Here is a 16,177-nt window from a genome sequence, read left to right as displayed (position 1 = left end):
TAGGACCAGCAAAGGCTCAGACCTTGATCCCGGCCTCCCCTCAGGCCCTGACCCCCGCCTCCCACTTGAGCCTGTGCACGGTGTACATGTCGAGGAGACGAGCCCGGTCCAGCAGCTCGCCCACCTCCGCCGACCCGCGCGGCACATCGGCCGTGGGACGCCAACGCTGCACGGACTGCCGGGCCCGGTACCGCAGCCGGTCGTCCGGGTCGTCGATCAGTGCGACGGCCGCCCGCAGCCGTACGAGCCCCTCGTGCGCGTCGAGCAGCCGGAACGCGGAGACCCGCACCTGCCGAGGCCGCTCCGGCGCCAGCCGTCGCATCAGCCACCGCTCGTCCAGCACTGGGGCGGAGGGCAGCAGCGCGAGGGCCGCCTCGCGTACGACCCCGGGCGCGGGATCGTCCAGCAGCTCCCGCATCCGCGCTACGTCCGTGACGTCCAGCGCCCTGAGCCCGGCCACGGCCCGGGCCCGCACCGCCGCCACCGCGTGCGAGGTGAGCGCCCGCAACAGTTCGGCGTCGGCCCGTTCCCCGCACTCCGCGAGCCCGCTCACGGCCCCGGCCGGCAGCGCGGGGCCGCCCGCCCCGCATCGCTCGCGGTACCAGGTGAGCGGATCGTCTCCCGCCTGCCGGAGGACGTACCGGGCACAGGCCCGCACCACCCCGGCCCGGTCCCCGAGATACCCCTCGGCCCGACGGCTCCGCCCGGCCCGCCGCAACGCGGTGACCCCGGCCGCCCGGGCCTGCGCCCCACGGGCACCGAGCAGCGGTTCGAGTACGTCGTCGTAGGCGTCGCGATCCGCTACGGCGCCGGCCTGCCCGCTTGCACCCCTCCGCGCGAGTCCCGCCAGGGCCGCGTCCGCGCACCGGGACTGGATGACCAGGTCGGTGTCCCGGGCGGCGGCGCGGGCGAGCTCGGCGGGGGAGAGGTACCCCTCCTCGATGGCGAGGCGGTAGGCGTATCGCCGCGCGGTCCGGTCGGCGTCGGTGTACAGCGGCGCGAGCGTCTCCCGGGGCGCGGCGCGCAGCAGTCGGGTGGCGAGGTCGGTGACGAAGTCGCCCCGGTCCCGACGCCCGATCCGCAGGATCAGTGGCATCAGCCGTACCGCGGACTCGGCGTCGAGCACCTCCGCCAGCAGCCGCCGGGCGTCCGCACGCACCGGCGGTACCCAGTCGGAGCACCGCACGACCATGAGCGGAAGCAGTTGAGGGAGCGTGGCGGCGCGCTCCAGAGCCGCCGCCCGGATCCTGCCCTGCCGGTGGCACAGCCCGAGCGCGAGCCACCCCGCACTGAGCGGCCGGGCGTCGGAGCCGCCGGTGAGGGCCCCCGGCAGTGTCCGTGCGGCCTCGGTCCTCTCCCAGGCCGGCAGCCAGTCCGGACCCGGAGTGATCTCCCGTACCCCGGCGTCCAGCGCGGTCCAGGCGGCCGGGTCGGCCGTGTCGACCGCCTCCCGCAGCGCTGCCCCCTCAGCGAGGCGCACCGCCGCCGCTGCCCCGTTCCCGCTGTCCCCGCCCATGCCCGCTCCCGGCCTCGATGTGTCCGGAGATCGTAGGCGGCGCAAGCGCGAAACGCCCCGCGATTTGCCTGCTCACCCCCTGTGGGGCGCGGCTAGTACGACGCCCGGAGGTTCGCGTACCCCAGCAGCAGGATGACCACCGCCACACTCCCGAGCACGATCGCCGTCGAGCGCCAGGACGAACGGCGAGGCGTCCGCGGCCCAGGATCGGCGCGGAACGGCTGAGGCTTCGGCGGGTTCTCCTTCCAGCGGGCGGCGAGCATCCGGGCCCGTGCCGAGGGCTCCTTGAACTCGGCCCCGTCGGCCCACCTGAGGTCGAACTCCCGCTCCGTGTCGTCCTGTTCGGGCATCGCCCCTACCCCCGTCACTCTTCTCGAACAGTCGTGCCAGAAACCATACGACGGCGCCCCCGTCCCGAGAAACCGGGACGGGGGCGCCGTAGAACAGCCGTGAGACCGCCGTGGGACGGCCTACGCGTCGATCACACGTCGAAGTACAGCTCGAACTCGTGCGGGTGCGGACGCAGCTGGAGCGGGGCGATCTCGTTCGTCCGCTTGAAGTCGATCCACGTCTCGATCAGGTCCGGCGTGAAGACGTCGCCCTGGAGGAGGAACTCGTGGTCGGCCTCGAGGCGGTCGAGGACGGCCGGGAGGGAGGTCGGGACCTGCGCGACACCCGCGTGCTCCTCGGGAGCCAGCTCGTACAGGTCCTTGTCGATCGGCTCGGCCGGCTCGATCTTGTTCTTGATGCCGTCCAGGCCCGCGAGAAGCAGGGCCGAGAAGGCCAGGTACGGGTTGCCGGAGGAGTCGGGCGCGCGGAACTCGACGCGCTTGGCCTTCGGGTTGGAGCCCGTGATCGGGATACGCATGGCCGCGGAGCGGTTGCGCTGGGAGTAGACGAGGTTGATCGGGGCCTCGAAGCCCGGGACCAGGCGGTGGTACGAGTTCACCGTCGGGTTGGTGAAGGCCAGCAGCGACGGGGCGTGCTTGAGGATGCCGCCGATGTAGTAGCGGGCGGTGTCCGACAGGCCCGCGTAACCGGCCTCGTCGTAGAAGAGCGGCTGGCCACCGGTCCACAGGGACTGGTGGACGTGCATGCCCGAGCCGTTGTCACCGAAGATCGGCTTCGGCATGAAGGTCGCGGTCTTGCCGTTGCGCCAGGCCACGTTCTTCACGATGTACTTGAAGAGCTGGAGGTCGTCGGCCGCGGCGAGCAGCGTGTTGAACTTGTAGTTGATCTCGGCCTGGCCGGCGGTGCCCACCTCGTGGTGCTGGCGCTCGACCTGGAGGCCGGACTTGGCCAGCTCCAGGGAGATCTCGGCACGCAGGTCGGCGAAGTGGTCGACCGGCGGGACCGGGAAGTAGCCGCCCTTGTAGCGGACCTTGTAACCGCGGTTGTCCTCCAGCGCACCGGTGTTCCAGGCGCCCGCCTCGGAGTCGATGTGGTAGAAGGACTCGTTCGCGCCGGTGGCGAAGCGCACGCTGTCGAACACGTAGAACTCGGCCTCGGGGCCGAAGTACGCGGTGTCGGCGATCCCGGTGGAGGCGAGGTAGGCCTCGGCCTTCTTCGCCACGTTCCGCGGGTCACGGCTGTACTGCTCGCCGGTGATCGGGTCGTGGATGAAGAAGTTGATGTTCAGCGTCTTGTCACGGCGGAAGGAGTCGACCCGGGCGGTCGACAGGTCCGCGCGCAGCGCCATGTCGGACTCGTGGATGGCCTGGAAGCCACGGATCGACGAGCCGTCGAACGCGAGCTCCTCGTCCGGGTCGAACGCCTCGACGGGCAGCGTGAAGTGCTGCATGACGCCCGGCAGGTCGCAGAATCGGACGTCGACGAACTTGACGTCCTCGTCCGCGATGAACTTCTTGGCCTCGTCGGCGTTCTGGAACATCCAGCTCCTCCTACTCCCGACCGTTCCTGGACCGGGGTGGTAGTTCGTTCGTGCGGCCAGTGCGGTGGCACACGCTGTCCACGACCCTAGGGACGGGTGGTTTCTCGGGCGTGACCCATTTGTTTCGCACAAGTTAACCGGACATCGTCGGCCCGGCCCCACCTGTCCGTATCCCGAAACGCTGGCAGTACCGTGGACGCGTGGACAAGAGGGATGCAATCGGATCGTGGCTCTCCGGCCCCCGCGCGGCCGCCGAGGATGCCGGTATCGACTTCGGATACCGCGGACAGCAGCTCGGCCTGCCGGAGGAGGGACCGGGGTCGATCGCCCGCCCCGGGCGACGGCTGGGCGCCCTCGCCGTGGACTGGGCGATGAGCGTCCTGATTGCATCCCGGTTGATCACCCAGAGCTACGGCGACCCCTCGACCTCGAACTGGTCGCTGCTCGTCTTCTTCGTGATGGGCGTCCTCACGGTCGGCACCATCGGCTTCACCCCGGGCAAGCGCCTCTTCGGCCTGCGCGTGGTCGCCCTCGACACCGGCCGCGTGAACCCGGCGCGCGCCCTCCTGCGCACGGTCCTGCTCTGCCTCGCCCTCCCGGCCCTGATCTGGGACCGCGACGGCAGGGGCCTGCACGACCGGCTCGCGAAGACCGTGGAAGTGCGGATCTGACGACGTCCTGCGTCTTCTGCGTCCTTGTCGCGTCCTCGTCGCGGCCTTGTCGCGTGCTGACAGTCCCGGCGACGAACATGCGCGGCTACTGACTATTGGTCAGTAGGTTCGGGCTCCTAGCGTCTGGCACCCAAGCAACCCTCCCCCGTTGCGAAGGGACCCTCCGGACCGATGAAGAGCTCCGCCCTTGTCACGGCCCTCGCCGCCCTCACCGCCGCTCTGCTGGGCGGCGGCCTCGTCTCCGCAGCACCGCAGGCCTCTGCCGCGGCCGCCTGCACCGCCGCCGACGCGGACGTCTACGCACCCCCCGCCACCGTCCCCGCCACCCCGGGCACCGTGCTGGCCTGCCGTTCCGTGACGCTGCACCAGGTGCCGGGCACCATCGCCATGTCCGCGTGGAAGGTCCGCTACAGCTCCACCGACAACCAGGGCCGGCCCGTCGCCGTCTCCGGCACCCTCGCCGTCCCCACGGCGCCCTGGACCGGCTCCGGCACCCGCCCCGTCGTCGCCTTCCACCCCGGCACCCTCGGCCTCGGCCCCCAGTGCGCGTTCTCCAAGCAGCTCGCCGGGGCCTACCAGGACGAGTACGAGGGCGACAACATCGCGGCCCTGCTCAAGGCCGGTTACGCCGTCGCCGCCACCGACGGTCCCGGCTACCTCGACGGCCAGACCCACCGTTACGTCGCCGGCACCGACTCCGGCCACGCCCTGCTCGACATCGCCCGCGCCGCCCCCGCCGTACCGGGCAGCGGCCTGTCCCGGCAGGCCCGCGTCGGTCTGTGGGGCTACTCCGAGGGCGGCGCGGCCAGCCTGTGGGCGGCCCAGCTGGCGGCGTCCTACGCACCCGACCTGAACGTGGTCGGGGACGCGTCCGGCGGCATCCCCGGTGATCTGAAGCAGGTGGCGGCCGGGCTCGACGGCAGCGCCTTCGCCGGGTTCCTCGCCGACGCGGCCGTCGGGATCCAGGCCGCCTATCCCACCTTGCCCCTCGACTCGCTCCTCAACGACCAGGGCAAGGAGGCCGTGAAGACCGCCAAGTCCGTGTGCCTGGCCGGCACCGTCACCGCCCTCGCGGGCAAGCGCATCAAGGACCTCACCACGGCCGGACTCAGCCTCGACCAGCTCTACCAGCAGCGCGGCAGTGACGGCCGCACCTGGGGCCAGGTCCTGGACGCCCAGAAACTCGGTGTGAACCTCGGGACCCACAAGATCGCCTTCCCGGTCCTCCAGTACCGTGGCGCCCTCGACGAGGTCATCCCCACCGCCACCGAGGACGCCGTCCGCACCGCCTACTGCGCGGCGGGCGTGAGGACCGGCTGGAAGATCTACGCCGGCGACCATCTGCTCACCGACAACCAGGCCGTCGGCGATGTCGTCTCCTGGCTCGGCGACCGGTTCGCGGGCAGGTCCGCCCAGAACGACTGCTGATCCGCTACGACGATGGGGGCGCCCGGTGTCACACCGGGCGCCCCCATCGTCGTACGAGAAAACTCAGCGGGCCTTGCCGCCGCCCTTCGGCAGCTTCATGCCCTTCGGCATCGGGCCCTTCGGGAGCGGCATGTTGCTCATCAGGTCGCCCATCGCCCGCAGCCGGTCGTTGGTGGCGGTCACCTGGGGGCCGGTCAGCACACGCGGCAGCTTGAGCATCGTGGTCCGCACCTTCTTGAGCGGCACCTGGCCCTCGCCCGTGCCGACGAGGATGTCGTGCACCGGTACGTCCGCGACGATGCGGTTCATCTTCCGCTTCTCGGCGGCCAGCAGGCCCTTGACCCGGTTCGGGTTGCCCTCGGCGACCAGGACGATGCCGGCCTTGCCGACGGCCCGGTGCACCACGTCCTGGCTGCGGTTCATCGCCACCGCGGGGGTGGTCGTCCAGCCCCGGCCGATGTTGTCCAGTACGGCCGCGGCGGCACCCGGCTGGCCCTCCATCTGCCCGAACGCGGCCCGCTCGGCCCGGCGCCCGAAGATGATCGCCGTCCCGAGGAAGGCGAGCAGGAAGCCCAGGATGCCGAGGTAGACCGGGTGGCCGATCAGGAAACCGATGGCGAGAAAGACGCCGAGGATGAGGAGGAAGACACCCGCGAGTACCAGGCCGATCTTCTTGTCGGCCTTGCGGGTCATCTTGTACGTCAGGGCGATCTGCTTCAGTCGCCCGCTGTTCGCGGCATCCGCCGCACTGTCACTTCTCGCCATGCCCCGAAGTCTACGTGGCCCCGCAGACGCCGACGACGGCAGTGTCCGCCCCTCGGAAGGGGAGGGATTCAGGAGCTGACGGTGAAGGTCTGGTCCAGCACGCGCTGCACCTCGACCCGGTCCTTGGCGCGGCGGCGGTCCTCCAGGACGGAGGTCCAGGCGTTGCGACGGGCGGTGCGCTGGCCGCTGCTCATGAGCAGCGACTCGACGGCACGCAGTGCAGTGGAGAAGGACGGAATGGCGGTGGCGCGAACCGGCGCGGCCTGCATGATGGGGGTCCCCCCTCGGGATGGCGGCTCTGGTGAGTGATGCACGGGGTGTACAACCAGGGTCACTGATTGGTGTTACCAGGGCGTGACCGACCGGTCAAACGCCCATGAAGCCCTGATGCTCCGCCCGAAAACACGGACGCGGCCCCGATGACCCCCCTATCTGCGGGGATGTCCGGGACCGCGTCAACCGGCCACTACCGAGCGGTAGTTGCTTGTGCTCGGATTCACACGTTTGGCGTGGCACTCCGTGCCATTCGGGGGATGCTCAGACGGCCTGCGAGGCGACGTACGTGCCCCGCTTCTCCACGGCCATCTGGTAGAGCCGGCCCGCCCGGTAGGAGGACCGGACCAGGGGTCCGGACATCACACCGGAGAAGCCGATCTGCTCGGCCTCCTCCTTCAGCTCCACGAACTCCTGGGGCTTGACCCAGCGCTCCACGGGGTGGTGGCGCACCGAAGGGCGCAGGTACTGCGTGATGGTGACGAGCTCGCAGCCCGCGTCGTGCAGCTGCTGGAGCGCCTCGCTGACCTCCTCGCGGGTCTCGCCCATGCCGAGGATCAGGTTGGACTTGGTCACCAGGCCGAAGTCACGGGCGTCGGTGATGACCTTCAGCGAGCGCTCGTAGCGGAAGCCGGGGCGGATCCGCTTGAAGATCCGAGGGACCGTCTCGACATTGTGCGCGAAGACCTCGGGGCGGGACTCGAAGACCTGCTGGAGCAGCTGCGGCACGGCGTTGAAGTCGGGAGCGAGGAGTTCGACTTTGGTGCGGCCCGCCTCACGAGAAGACGTCTGCTCGTGGATCTGGCGGACCGTCTCGGCGTACAGCCAGGCGCCGCCGTCCTCCAGGTCGTCGCGGGCGACGCCGGTGATGGTGGCGTAGTTGAGGTCCATGGTGACCACGGACTCGCCGACGCGGCGCGGCTCGTCCCGGTCGAGGGCCTCGGGCTTGCCGGTGTCGATCTGGCAGAAGTCGCACCGCCGGGTGCACTGGTCGCCGCCGATGAGGAAGGTCGCCTCGCGGTCCTCCCAGCACTCGTAGATGTTGGGACAGCCGGCTTCCTGGCAGACCGTGTGCAGGCCCTCGCTCTTCACGAGCTTCTGCATGGCGGTGTACTCGGGACCCATTTTCGCCCGGGTCTTGATCCACTCGGGCTTGCGCTCGATGGGGGTCTGAGCGTTGCGGACCTCCAGGCGCAGCATCTTGCGTCCGTCGGGTGCGACTGCGGACACGACCGGCTCCCTAGCGATTGATTCTTCGGCGTTGTTCAGGGTACGCCCGTTGATTTGAAAGTCAGTGGCGGTGTTCAGGCTGCCGGTGTCTTCTCGATCACCCTCGGCTTGAGTTCCGCGCTCTCCAGTACGTCCCGCAGGTGCCGTTCGGCGACGGGCAGCACCTCGTCGATCGTCACGTCCCGGCCGAGCTCGCCGGCGAGGGAGGCGACACCGGCGTCGCGGATGCCGCAGGGGATGATCCGGTCGAACCACTTGTTGTCCGGGTTCACGTTCAGCGCGAAACCGTGCATCGTCACGCCCTTGGCGACGCGGATGCCGATCGCCGCGATCTTGCGGTCCTCGCGGCGCTGCCCGGCGTTGGAGGGGGCGTACTCCGGGCCGTTCATGCGCGGGTCGAACTCCTCGTCCGTGAGCCGGGGGTCGAAGTCCAGGGACAGCCCGCCGATCGCCGGACGCGTCTCGACCGGGTCGCCGAGCACCCACACGCCGCTGCGGCCCTCGACCCGGCTGGTCTCCAGGCCGAACTCCGCGCAGGTGCGGATCAGGGCCTCCTCCAGACGCCGTACGTGCGCCACCACGTCCACCGGTCGCGGGAGCTTCTGGATCGGGTAGCCCACCAGCTGGCCCGGGCCGTGCCAGGTGATCTTGCCGCCGCGGTCCACGTCGACGACCGGGGTGCCGTCCAGGGGGCGTTCGTTGTCCGCGGTGCGCCGGCCCGCCGTATACACAGGGGGGTGTTCGAGCAGCAGGACGGTGTCGGGGATCTGGTCCTCGAACCGCGCCGCGTGCACCCGGCGCTGCTCGTCCCAGGCTTCCCGGTACTCGACCGCGTCCGCACCGAACCCCATGCGGACGAACCGCAACCCACTCACGGCAAGCGCCTCCCTAGAAGGTCGTAAGGCACGAAAGGTGCCTACGCCACTGTACGTCCGGCCCGCGGGCGTCAGCCCTGGGGGCAATCCTCACACGATCGGATGAACGAGCGTCGAAGTGTGCGATCGTCTGCTCACTCTCCGCTACATTCGCGCCGTTCGCAGAGGCCATAAGGGCTGCTCACAGGCAATCCGGGCACCACGTGACCACGTGACGGCCCGAAAGGCAGGAGACCGCACCGCAGATGACGGAACGACCCGCGCAGCGCACTCCCAATCGACAGCTCGCCGCGCTCATCGCAGAAGCGGGGTTCTCCAACGCGGGTCTCGCCCGACGTGTGGACCAGCTCGGTCTCGAACACGGGCTGGATCTCAGATACGACAAGACCTCCGTGACCCGGTGGCTGCGCGGGCAGCAGCCCCGGGGCACCACGCCCGCCCTCATCGCCGAGGTCTTCACCCGCCGGCTCGGGCGCCGGCTCTCCGCGCAGGACCTCGGCCTCGACGCCTGCGCGCCCGTCTACGCCGGGCTGGAGTTCGCCGCCGGACCCGAGGAGGCCGTCGACATCGTCAGCGGGCTGTGGCGCAAGGACTCCGGCAGCCACGCCGAACTCCGCAAGATCGCCTTCACTCCGGCAGGACTGGTCGTGCCCAGCCGCGACTGGCTGATCGGCCGCCCCGACGACAGGGTCGCCCGCGGCGAGCCTCCCCTCCGGGTCCCTGCCCAGGGGCGCCCGGTGGTGCCCCGGCAGCGCGGCCAGGCCGAGCACGGGCCCGGTCAGAAGGTCACCGGGGGCGACATCGCCGCCCTCGGCTCGGTCGGCGACCTCTTCCGCACCCTCGACGACCAGTACGGCGGTGGCCATGCCCGGCAGGCCCTGGTCCGTTACCTGGAGCACGAGTGCGAGCCGATGCTGCGCGGCACATACGGGGAGACCACCGGGCGCAGGCTGTTCGCCGCGGCCGCGGACCTGACCCGGCTCGCGGGCTGGACGTCGTACGACATCGCGGCGCACGGACTCGCCCAGCGGTACTTCGTGCAGGCGCTGCGGCTCGCGCAGGCCGCGGGGGACCGGGCGTACGGGGCGTACGTGCTGGTCACGATGAGCCGGCAGGCCGTGTACCTGGGGCACGGCCGGGAGGCCATCCAGCTGGCGCGAGTGGCCCAGCAGGGCGTCGGCACGACGGCCCCACCGGTCGTCCAGGCGCTGCTGCACTCTGCGGAGGCGCGGGGGCACGGTGTGCTGGGGGAGGTGCGGGCGTGCACGGCGTCCCTGGTCCGCGCGGAGCGGGCCCTGGAGGCGGCCCGTCCCGGCGACGAAGTCCCGCACTGGGCACGGTTCTTCGACGAGGCGCAGCTGGCGGACGAGTTCGGGCACTGCCACCGGGACCTGCAGCAGTTCCGGGCGGCTGCGCAGCACGCCGAGCGCTCGCTTCAGCTGCGTGCGCCGGCGTACGCCCGCAGTCGGTTGTTCTGCCGGGTGGTGCTCGCCTCTGCGAGGCTCGGGCTGGGGGAGTTGGACCAGGCCTGTTCGCTGGCCGCGGAGGCGGCTGGGCAGGCGGCCGAGATGCGGTCGGTGCGGGCGGTGGAGTACGTGCGGGACTTCGAGCGGCGGTTGGAGCCCTATAAGGATGCGGCGCCGGTTCGGAGTTATCGGGACAAGGTGGCTGCTCTTCAGTAGGTAGCTCGCCGTAACTCCGTACCGCCGTATGCCAACTGCGGCTGCGTCGTGGCTTGTCGCGCAGTTCCCCGCGCCCCAAGGGGGCGCGGGGGTGACCGTCAGGCTGCCTGAGCCGTAGGAGTCGGGTCTGCCCTGTGCATCGAGCCCGCTGCTCCCAGGTCCTTCAGGATTGCCGTTGTCGCCCGGTGGGCCGAGTGCAGGGCGCCCTGGACCGTGCTCGTGTCACGGTGGTCGCCGCAGACGTAGAGGCCGGCCAGGAGGCGTACCGGGCGGCGCAGGTCGTGGGGTGCGGGCATGGCCGGGACCGCCTCCCGGGTGTGGTGGACCGCGAGGGTCTCCCAGCGGTGCGTCGGCGTGGCGTACAGGCGGGCCAGGTGGGTGCGTACGGCCGTCTCCAGGTCCGGGGGAGGGGTGCCGAGGACCGTCGAGGAGATCAGGGCCCGGCCCGAAGGGGCCCGGCTCGGGTCGACCTCGCTGATCACCGCCGTGTGGGCCACCGGGCCGCCCCGGTCGGCGTCGAGCAGCAGCACGGAACCCGTGCGGGGCGGGTCGTCCGTCGTGTGGTGGACGACCGTCACCGGGTGGAAGTCCGGTACCCGCAGTCCTGGCAGCAACTGAGCCGCGGCCCCCGCGTCCGTCGCCAGCAGCACCGCCCGGCACCGGATCTCGCCGTGCTCGGCGGTGGTCACCGACGTGGTCGCGACGGACGTGACCCGCACCCCCGTGTGCACGGTCCCCGCCGGCAGCGTCTGCGCGAGCAGCTCCGGAAGCGCCTCCGCGCCTCCTTCCGGAACACACAGCCGCCCGCCCGCGAAGGCCCGCAGCGCGAGGTCGGCGCACCGGCTGGACGTCGTCAGCGCGGGGTCGCACAGCAGCGCGGCGAGCAGCGGACGCAGGAACCCGTCGATCGTGCGCGCGGGCAGCCCCCGGGCCGCGAGCGCCTGCCCGGCGGGCAGTTCGGGACGGGCGAGGAGGCGTTCGACGGGCACGTGGGCGAGCCGGGTGAGCGCGGCACCGAGCCGGGCCTGATCGACGGCACCGCCGAGCGGCGCGGCCCCGCGGGCGACCCGGGACGCGGTTCCCTGACCGGCACCGGGCAGCACCCGGAACGCGGCCCTCCGCGACGCCGCCACCAGCCCCGGTCCCGGCACCCCCCGAGGGGCGCTCGCCAGGGCGCGCACCGCGCGCAGTGCGCCCCTCGCGCTCCGGGCGCCCGCCGGAGCGTCCACCCGGTGGTGGCGCCCGTCGCCGTGCAGCAGGACCCCCGGCGCGAACGGGCGCAGTACGAGCCCGTCGAGTCCCGGTGCCAGCCGCAGTTCGGGATACGCCGTGGACAGCAGCTGTCCGATCCGGTCGAGCCGGAAGCCGTCGATCTTCTCCGTCGACATGCGGCCGCCCACGCAGGGGGCGGCCTCCAATACCGCGACGGTCACTCCTTGGCTGGTCAGTCGATGTGCCGCGGAGAGTCCGGCAACCCCGGCTCCCACGATCACGACGTCCGCCTGGTACGCGGGCTCAAGCACGTGCCCCTCCTCGAGGTTGCGCGGCCGGTGGGGACGTCATGCCCCCAACAGGCTCCGGGGATACCCGAGTTCGGGTCGAGGGTAGGGCTGCGACCGGTCAGGAACAGTCGCGCATCGACAGGGCACGGTCGCACGCCGGTCGCATGTCGTCACAGACGGTCGCCGGGGGCGTCGTACGGCACAGGCGTGCCCGGCGCGTTTCGTCACGCCGCCCGGATCGCCCCCTCGATGTCCGGGAACGCGAACGTGAACCCCGACTCCAGCAACCGCGTCGGCCGCACCCGGGCGCTGCCGAGCACGTCCCCGGCCATCTCGCCGAGCACGGCCCGCAGCACCGGCGCGGGCACGCTGAAGAGCGTCGGCCGGTGCAGCACGCGGCCCATGGCCTCGGTGATCTCACGGTTCGTCAGGGGCTGCGGGGCGGTGAGGTTGAACGGTCCGGACAGCCCGTCGGTCTCCAGGAGGTGGCGGATCGCGGCCACTTCGTCGTGCAGCGCGATGAACGACCAGTACTGCCCACCGTCGCCCATCCGCCCGCCGAGCCCCGCCTGGAACAGCGGGAACAGCTTGCCCCAGGCCCCGCCCCCGCGACCCACCACCAGGCCGGTGCGGGTGAACGCGGTGCGCACGCCGGCCTGTTGCGCGGGCGCGGCCGCCCCCTCCCACTCCACGCACAGCTCGGGCAGGAAGCCCTGGCCGGCGGGCGAGTCCTCGTCGACGACCTGGTCGCCGGTCTCGCCGTAGTACCCCATCGCGCTGCCGTTCACGAAGACCCTGGGCGGCTCGTCCAGGGAGGCGACCGCCTCGGCGAGGGCCCTCGTGCCGTTCACCCGGCTGTCGTGGATCCGGGTCTTGTACGCCTCCGTCCAGCGGCGCGAACCGACGCCCGCCCCGGCGAGGTTGACCACGGCGTCGCACCCGGCGAGGCCGGCCGTGTCGACCCGCCCGGCCTCGGGGTCCCACCGGACCTCGGTGTCGTCCCGAGGCTCCCGGCGCACCAGGCGCAGCACCTCGTGCCCGTCCGCGGTGAGAGAGCGCACCAGGGCCGAGCCGATCAGTCCGGACGCCCCGGCCACCGCGATTCTTGAAAGTTGCATGACCTCATCCTGCCTGGTGGGTGCGTAAAAACGATGTCTGGTTCCGCTACCCGCGCCCCCGTAGGGTGACGGACATGTCCCACCTGTCCATACGCCTCGCCCTCCCCGACGACGAAGAGGAGCTGGCCCGCCTCGACCGTGCCGCCTGGTCGCCCCTGCACGAGGTCCTGCCCGAACAGCGGCCGCCCTACCGGCCGTTCTTCGACGAGCGTCACCTCCCCGGCGACTGCCTGGTCGCCGAGGCCGACCGCCGCATCCTGGGGTACGTCCGTCTCGGTTTCCCCACCGGGCTCGACGCGAACGCCCATGTGCGCCAGATCCAGGGCTTCGTCGTCAGCGCCCAGGCCCGTGGGCGCGGCGTGGGCCGGGCCCTGGTCCGCGCGATCACCGAGGAGGCCCGCCGCCGGGGCGCCCGCCGCCTCACCCTGCGCGTCCTCGGCCACAACACCCCGGCCCGCAGGCTCTACGAGTCCGAGGGCTTCGCGGTCGAGGGCGTGCTGCCGGAGGAGTTCCTGCTGGCGGGGGAGTACGTCGACGACGTGCTCATGGGGCGCCGTCTCTGAGGACCTGGTCGGCCGCGGCGGTCGTACGGCGTCTGCGCACCACGAGGTGGAGCGCGATCCCCGCCACGAGCAGGGAGATCAGGAAGAAGACGGGCACGGGAGCCTCCGGGAAGCCATGCGGAACCGGTACGGGACCGGTGCCGTGCGGGACCGTGGCCCCATCATCCGGGAGGACGCCGCGTCACGACGTGACCAGCTCGCCCGTGTCCACCGGTGAGATGGCGGCCGCCGCCTTCTCGGCGTCGCCCGCGACCTCGTCGGCGGTCAGGACGTAGCCCGTCTCGTCGTCGGAGGTGGAGCGGGCGAAGACCACGCCGTAGACCTTGCCGGAGGTGGTCAGCAGGGGACCACCGGAGTTGCCGGGGCGGACCGTCGAGCGGATCGAGTAGATCTCGCGGGTGACGGTGGCGTCGCTGTAGATGTTCTGCCCGGTCGCCTTCACCCGGTTGGCCACCGTGGCCGCCTGGAGGTTCAGGTCGCCGTCCTGCGGATAGCCCGCGACCACCGCGGAGTCGCCCCGGGAGGCGCCCTCGTCGAAGCGGAGCACCGGGGCGCGGAGATCCGGGACATACAGCACGGCCACGTCCTTGTCGGGGTCGAACAGCACCACCCGCGCCTCGTACGCCTGCCCGACCCCGCCGATCCGGACGTTGGGCTCGTCGATGCCGGCCACCACGTGGGCGTTGGTCATCACGTGCTGCGGCGCGTACACGAAGCCGCTGCCCTCGCGGCCCTGGGTGCCGGAGGCGCCCTCGATCTTGACGGTGCTGAGCTTGGCGGCGTTGGTGGCGGCGGCCGTGACGCTGTCGCCGGTGGGCCTCGCGACCTCGGCCGTCGACTCGTTCTCGAACGGGTTGAAGACCTGCGGGAAGCCCGCCTCGGTGAGCGCGGAGGTGGCCCGGGAGAACCAGGAGGGCGTGGTGTCCGGCATGGCGTCCTGGACGGTGCCGAGCAGGGCGGAGTCCCGGATGGCGGTGGTGACCAGCGGGGACGAGGACGCGCCGAGGACGCTTGCGGCGACCCAGGCCACGATGAGCACGGCCACGGAGTTGGCGGCGGCCCCGCCGGCGCCGTCGGCGACTCTCAGCGGCCCCTGGTCCAGTTCCCTGCGCAGCCTGAGCGCCAGCCGCCCCGCCAGCTCGTGTCCCACGGCTGCCGGGGCCAGCACGGTCAGCACCGCGGTCACCGTCGCGGCGGTGCTCCCCGGTGTCACCAGGTCCATGATCCACGGCAGCACCCACACGCCCACGACCGCGCCGCCGACGAAACCGGCCAGCGAGACGCAGCCGGCCACCAGGCCGCGCCGGTAGCCGGAGGCCGCATAGGCGGCGATCACCAGCAACAGCAGGATGTCGAGCACGTCCACGGAGCCGCCCTTCTCTCTCGGAACCTTCAGTACGCAGGCGAGGCGTCCAGTGATCAGCTACGCGCACGCGTGGCACCGGGAACCGGCCACGCGTGCGTGCACCTGGAAAAACGTCGCGGACCAGGACGATGGTTCCACCGGGTGGCACAGCACACATCGCGGGCGGAGCGGATCCGTCCCACAGTGGGACCATGCGTGTCCGAAGAGCCCGGGGGATGCGAAGGCAGCGGCCGGCCCGAATACGCCCCGCGAGCCGAATCCGGCTCGCGCTGCGAAACCGACTCCCCCGCAGCCACGGCAAGCGACCGCCCCTCGCCCGACCTGCCCCGGCCGCCCCTGCGGCACCTGCGACCCGCGAGCCGGATACCGGCACGGTCAGCTCATCGGGCTCTGCGGCTGTCGAGGAGGGGGCTCCTGGCGGGTCCGTGCCTTCTGCCGGGCCTGCGGATCCTGTCGCTCCGGCGACGTCTGCCGAGCCTGCCGCTGCTGGAGGGGAGGGGGCTCCGCCACCACGCCGTACCCCCCGCGCCCTTTCCCTTCCGCTGGCCTGTGTTCCCGGGCTCGCTGTTGTTCTCGGGCTTGTGCTGTGTGTCAGTGGGATCGAGCGGGCGGTGGACGCCGGGGGTGCCGGGGGCGCCGCGTTGGCACGGCCCGGGGTCGTTTCGCGGGGGGCCGTCAGGCCGCACATCGTGCCGAGGTCGGTGTGGGCCGTCGGCGGGGAGGAGAATTCCACCGCCCGTACCCCGCCGCCCCCCAGTTACGACGACAAGGTGCTCGCGGTCTTCGTGCACCACACCGACTCGCCCAACGACTACGCCTGCGCCGACGCCCCCCGCATCATCCGCTACCTCGCCGCCGGCCAGACAGGCGCCCGGAACTGGGACGACATCGGCTACAACTTCCTCGTCGACCGCTGCGGCACCATCTACGAGGGCCGGGCGGGCGGCGTCGACCGCCCCGTCACCGGCGCCCACACCCTGGGCTTCAACCACCGCACCGCGGGCATCGCCGCCCTCGGCACCTTCACCGCGGGCGTCCGCGTCCCGCGGGCGATGACCGACGCGATCGCCGCCCTGGTGGCCTGGAAACTCGGCCTCGCCGGCGTCGACCCGCGCAGCACCGTCCGCCTCACCTCCAGCAACAGCCTCAGCCGCTACGCCGACGGCACCACCGCGGCGCTGCCCGCCCTCGCGGCCCACGGCGACGCCTACATGACGACCTGCCCCGGTGCCGCCCTGCGCGCCCTGCTGCCGCAGATCAGACAGAAGGCGGCCCACCTCCAGGGCAGGACATGACC

General features: G+C 71.8%; 15 protein-coding genes. 5 read left to right on the top strand and 10 right to left on the bottom strand.

What is annotated here, in order from left to right; genetic code table 11:
• Positions 1 to 40: 40 nt before the first annotated feature.
• From H293_RS0100330 to glnA, 3 genes are all read right to left on the bottom strand, one after another.
• Entirely contained in the window at positions 41 to 1,516 is a 1,476-nt protein-coding gene (locus tag H293_RS0100330) for a hypothetical protein (protein WP_020115888.1), read from the bottom strand.
• 92 nt (positions 1,517 to 1,608) lie between these two features.
• A complete protein-coding gene (locus H293_RS0100325) occupies positions 1,609 to 1,866 on the bottom strand; it encodes an SCO2583/SCO2584 N-terminal domain-containing protein (protein WP_020115887.1) in 258 nt (85 codons plus the stop codon).
• 131 nt (positions 1,867 to 1,997) lie between these two features.
• Positions 1,998 to 3,407 carry a type I glutamate--ammonia ligase gene (gene glnA, locus H293_RS0100320; RefSeq protein WP_020115886.1) on the bottom strand — a complete coding sequence of 470 codons (1,410 nt, stop codon included), beginning with the start codon at positions 3,405 to 3,407 and terminating at the stop codon, positions 1,998 to 2,000.
• A 200-nt stretch (positions 3,408 to 3,607) separates the two neighbouring features.
• Here glnA and H293_RS0100315 point away from each other — a divergent pair, with 200 nt between their 5' ends.
• Both H293_RS0100315 and H293_RS0100310 read left to right on the top strand, forming a co-directional pair.
• The gene (locus tag H293_RS0100315) at positions 3,608 to 4,078 is read left to right on the top strand and encodes an RDD family protein (RefSeq protein ID WP_007381535.1); all 471 of its coding nucleotides are present in this window, start codon (positions 3,608 to 3,610) and stop codon (positions 4,076 to 4,078) included.
• Positions 4,079 to 4,249: 171 nt separating this feature from the next.
• Entirely contained in the window at positions 4,250 to 5,506 is a 1,257-nt protein-coding gene (locus H293_RS0100310) for a lipase family protein (protein WP_020115885.1), read from the top strand.
• Between the two features lie 63 nt (positions 5,507 to 5,569).
• Here H293_RS0100310 and H293_RS0100305 read toward each other — a convergent pair whose 3' ends face one another.
• The 4 genes from H293_RS0100305 to lipB all read right to left on the bottom strand — a co-directional run bounded on the left by H293_RS0100305 (position 5,570) and on the right by lipB (position 8,649).
• On the bottom strand, positions 5,570 to 6,271 hold the full coding sequence (locus H293_RS0100305) for a DUF4191 domain-containing protein (protein WP_020115884.1): 702 nt from the start codon (positions 6,269 to 6,271) through the stop codon (positions 5,570 to 5,572).
• 68 nt (positions 6,272 to 6,339) lie between these two features.
• Complete coding sequence (locus H293_RS0100300; protein ID WP_007381532.1) at positions 6,340 to 6,540, bottom strand: SCO2195 family GlnR-regulated protein; 201 nt, start codon at positions 6,538 to 6,540, stop codon at positions 6,340 to 6,342.
• Positions 6,541 to 6,808: 268 nt separating this feature from the next.
• Entirely contained in the window at positions 6,809 to 7,774 is a 966-nt protein-coding gene (lipA, locus tag H293_RS0100295) for a lipoyl synthase (protein WP_020115883.1), read from the bottom strand.
• A 74-nt stretch (positions 7,775 to 7,848) separates the two neighbouring features.
• Entirely contained in the window at positions 7,849 to 8,649 is an 801-nt protein-coding gene (gene lipB, locus H293_RS0100290) for a lipoyl(octanoyl) transferase LipB (RefSeq protein WP_028807417.1), read from the bottom strand.
• Positions 8,650 to 8,894: 245 nt separating this feature from the next.
• Between lipB and H293_RS0100285 the strand changes: the two genes are divergently transcribed.
• Positions 8,895 to 10,331 (top strand): hypothetical protein, encoded by a 1,437-nt coding sequence (locus tag H293_RS0100285; RefSeq protein WP_020115881.1) that lies wholly within the window; start codon positions 8,895 to 8,897, stop codon positions 10,329 to 10,331.
• 98 nt (positions 10,332 to 10,429) lie between these two features.
• On the opposite strand, the gene H293_RS0100280 is transcribed toward H293_RS0100285, so the two are convergent.
• Both H293_RS0100280 and H293_RS0100275 read right to left on the bottom strand, forming a co-directional pair.
• Complete coding sequence (locus H293_RS0100280) at positions 10,430 to 11,854, bottom strand: NAD(P)/FAD-dependent oxidoreductase (protein ID WP_020115880.1); 1,425 nt, start codon at positions 11,852 to 11,854, stop codon at positions 10,430 to 10,432.
• A 203-nt stretch (positions 11,855 to 12,057) separates the two neighbouring features.
• A complete protein-coding gene (locus H293_RS0100275) occupies positions 12,058 to 12,951 on the bottom strand; it encodes a TIGR01777 family oxidoreductase (protein WP_199790115.1) in 894 nt (297 codons plus the stop codon).
• A 74-nt stretch (positions 12,952 to 13,025) separates the two neighbouring features.
• On the opposite strand from H293_RS0100275, the gene H293_RS0100270 reads away from it, so the two are divergent.
• Complete coding sequence (locus H293_RS0100270; protein WP_020115878.1) at positions 13,026 to 13,514, top strand: GNAT family N-acetyltransferase; 489 nt, start codon at positions 13,026 to 13,028, stop codon at positions 13,512 to 13,514.
• Positions 13,515 to 13,695: 181 nt separating this feature from the next.
• Here the strand turns inward: H293_RS0100270 and H293_RS0100260 are convergent, their stop codons facing one another.
• Positions 13,696 to 14,880 carry a MarP family serine protease gene (locus H293_RS0100260; RefSeq protein WP_020115876.1) on the bottom strand — a complete coding sequence of 395 codons (1,185 nt, stop codon included), beginning with the start codon at positions 14,878 to 14,880 and terminating at the stop codon, positions 13,696 to 13,698.
• Positions 14,881 to 15,422: 542 nt separating this feature from the next.
• On the opposite strand from H293_RS0100260, the gene H293_RS48850 reads away from it, so the two are divergent.
• On the top strand, positions 15,423 to 16,175 hold the full coding sequence (locus tag H293_RS48850) for a peptidoglycan recognition protein family protein (RefSeq protein WP_028807416.1): 753 nt from the start codon (positions 15,423 to 15,425) through the stop codon (positions 16,173 to 16,175).
• Positions 16,176 to 16,177: the final 2 nt, after the last annotated feature.

Origin of the sequence: Streptomyces canus 299MFChir4.1 (assembly GCF_000383615.1) — a bacterium.
GTDB classification, from domain to species: Bacteria; Actinomycetota; Actinomycetes; order Streptomycetales; family Streptomycetaceae; genus Streptomyces; species Streptomyces canus_C.
The sequence above is the reverse complement of the archived record's forward strand: the minus strand, read 5'-3'. Positions and strand labels throughout refer to the sequence as shown.

Bases quoted from the DNA above. Each gene is read 5' to 3' on its own strand.
- H293_RS0100330 (WP_020115888.1), bottom strand. From the start codon at position 1,516: ATGGGCGGGGACAGCGGGAACGGGGCAGCGGCGGCGGTGCGCCTCGCT.
- H293_RS0100325 (WP_020115887.1), bottom strand. From the start codon at position 1,866: ATGCCCGAACAGGACGACACGGAGCGGGAGTTCGACCTCAGGTGGGCC.
- glnA (WP_020115886.1), bottom strand. From the start codon at position 3,407: ATGTTCCAGAACGCCGACGAGGCCAAGAAGTTCATCGCGGACGAGGAC.
- H293_RS0100310 (WP_020115885.1), top strand. From the start codon at position 4,250: ATGAAGAGCTCCGCCCTTGTCACGGCCCTCGCCGCCCTCACCGCCGCT.
- H293_RS0100305 (WP_020115884.1), bottom strand. From the start codon at position 6,271: ATGGCGAGAAGTGACAGTGCGGCGGATGCCGCGAACAGCGGGCGACTG.
- H293_RS0100300 (WP_007381532.1), bottom strand. From the start codon at position 6,540: ATGCAGGCCGCGCCGGTTCGCGCCACCGCCATTCCGTCCTTCTCCACT.
- H293_RS0100285 (WP_020115881.1), top strand. From the start codon at position 8,895: ATGACGGAACGACCCGCGCAGCGCACTCCCAATCGACAGCTCGCCGCG.
- H293_RS0100275 (WP_199790115.1), bottom strand. From the start codon at position 12,951: ATGCAACTTTCAAGAATCGCGGTGGCCGGGGCGTCCGGACTGATCGGC.
- H293_RS0100270 (WP_020115878.1), top strand. From the start codon at position 13,026: ATGTCCCACCTGTCCATACGCCTCGCCCTCCCCGACGACGAAGAGGAG.